General features: G+C 73.2%; 5 protein-coding genes. All 5 read right to left on the bottom strand.

Features of this window, described 5'->3' with window-relative positions:
* On the bottom strand, positions 1-178 hold a 178-nt coding region (locus FOE67_RS30690; protein ID WP_369075299.1), incomplete at its 3' end, for a VVA0879 family protein.
* A complete protein-coding gene (locus tag FOE67_RS24960) occupies positions 175-384 on the bottom strand; it encodes a hypothetical protein (protein WP_182667082.1) in 210 nt (69 codons plus the stop codon). The genes FOE67_RS24960 and FOE67_RS30690, both read right to left, overlap by 4 nt.
* Entirely contained in the window at positions 381-806 is a 426-nt protein-coding gene (locus tag FOE67_RS24955) for an ASCH domain-containing protein (RefSeq protein ID WP_182667081.1), read from the bottom strand. The genes FOE67_RS24960 and FOE67_RS24955 overlap by 4 nt, the downstream gene beginning before the upstream one ends.
* Positions 803-1186 carry a hypothetical protein gene (locus FOE67_RS24950; protein WP_182667080.1) on the bottom strand — a complete coding sequence of 128 codons (384 nt, stop codon included), beginning with the start codon at positions 1184-1186 and terminating at the stop codon, positions 803-805. Before FOE67_RS24950 ends, FOE67_RS24955 begins: the two co-directional genes overlap by 4 nt.
* Before the next feature lie 84 nt (positions 1187-1270).
* Positions 1271-1691: hypothetical protein (locus tag FOE67_RS24945; RefSeq protein ID WP_228474267.1), on the bottom strand; the 421-nt coding region annotated here is incomplete at its 5' end.

Below are 1691 nucleotides of genomic sequence, written 5' to 3'. Positions count from 1 at the left end.
CGAGGGTGGTGCCGTCGCGGCGGGTGCGGGGGTGGGTGATCAGGGCGTGGCGGAAATCTTGGCCGGTGGCGACGTCGCCGCAGTTGGGGCAGCGGAACGCCCACGTGAGAGGGTCGTTGCCGAAGGCGGCGCGGGCTTCGGCGAGGAGTTCGGCCTGGGTGAGAGTGCGGGCGGTCATCGGGGGGCCTTTCCGCAGCGGGGGCAGACGTCTTCGAGGCGGCCGGGGCGGCGGCGGGTCTTCCATCCGAGGGCGCGGCCGTCGGCCCGGACCTGGCGGGCGGTGACGGAGCGGAAGCCTGCGGGGATGGCTGCGGAGTCGGGGCAGGGCCGGTTGTTGCCGGGGCCGTCGCACGACACCTCCGTGCCGATGGGGCGCGCGGTCATCGGCTGGCTCCGGCGTCGAGCTGGGTGGTGACGGCGGTCAGTGCCTCGGGGGTGGGGCGCCAGAGGCCGAGTTGTCCGAGGGCGGGGACGGGGGTGGTGAGCGGGACCACGTCGGTGAGTTCCCAGTGGTGTCGGTTGGGGAAGCCCCAGGGGGCGCAGCAGCCGCTGGCCTCCGGGTGGGAGCCGGTGAGGGTGGCGGTGGCGGTGATGGCGCCGCGGGTGTCGGGCCAGTTGGCGATGACGTCCTGGCCGATGTGGAAGCGGCCCATCGGGTCGGGCTTGCCTTTCCCGGCGTGGATGAGGATGCGGGTGCCGTGCAGGGAGGCCGGGGCGGGGCGGGACCGGTTCTCGACGCGCTTGTCCCCGTGGGTGATGGCGGCTGCCCAGGGTTGGCGGATGGTGAGTGCTCGGGTGTCGGTCACTGACCGGCCTCCGTCCGGAGCACGGCCCGGATACGAGCAACGGCCTCGCGCATCCCGTCGGCGTTCGCGCCGTGCCGGTCGCGCGGCTCGGCCTCGATCCGGGTGCACTCGTTGAGGACGGCGATGACCTGCTGCTCGGTAGCGGCCAGCTCGGTGTCGACCTCGCGCAGTCGTTCCACTTCGTCGTACAGGTCGGCGAGGTCGCCCATGGTGGGGTCGGACTGGGCGATGAGACCGCAGGCGGCGCACATGACGAGGCGTTCTCCGGCTGCGGTCCAGCGGTGGCAGCCGCCTTGGACGGGGGCGTAGGGGCAGATGGCGGTGCGGTGGATGCGGGCGCGGATCTGGGCGAGGCGGTGGTCGCTCAGGGGGTCGGTCATCTCGGGTGTCCTTCTTGGTGGGTGGGTACGGTCGGGGGTGCCGGGCCCCCGCTCACTTCGCCTGAGCGGGGGCCCGGTGCGGGGTCAGGTCAGGCGCCGGACGGAGGAGGGGTCGGAGGCGTCCAGTTGGGCCAGGCGGGCGAGGAGCTGCTCGCGCTCGCTGGGCTCGGGGAGCCAGGCCGAGACCACGGCGGGGATGCCGGAGACGGCGAAGCGCACCTCGTGCTCCTCCTTGCCGCCGGAGCGCAGCCCGGTTCGGGTGATGTCGCCAGGCCGGGCGCCCAGGGCGGTGGCGATGGCGTCGAGTTCGGCGCGGGTGGCTCGGTAGATGTGGAGTTCGAGTTCCGCCGATTCGCTGGGCTGGAAACCGAGGGTCCAGGTGGTCTGGTTGGGTTCCAGGTCGGTGAGGACGGGGGCCAGGCGCTCGATGGCGGTCCCGAGTGCGGCGTGCAGTTCGGTGATGGTGTGTCGGGCCATGTCGGTGTTCCTTCCGGGTGGGTGGGCC

The organism is Streptomyces calidiresistens, from assembly GCF_014141525.1.
GTDB classification, from domain to species: domain Bacteria; phylum Actinomycetota; class Actinomycetes; order Streptomycetales; family Streptomycetaceae; genus Streptomyces; species Streptomyces calidiresistens.
This window is presented reverse-complemented; position numbering and strand designations above follow the sequence as displayed.

Bases quoted from the DNA above. Each gene is read 5' to 3' on its own strand.
- FOE67_RS24960 (WP_182667082.1), bottom strand. From the start codon at position 384: ATGACCGCGCGCCCCATCGGCACGGAGGTGTCGTGCGACGGCCCCGGC.
- FOE67_RS24950 (WP_182667080.1), bottom strand. From the start codon at position 1,186: ATGACCGACCCCCTGAGCGACCACCGCCTCGCCCAGATCCGCGCCCGC.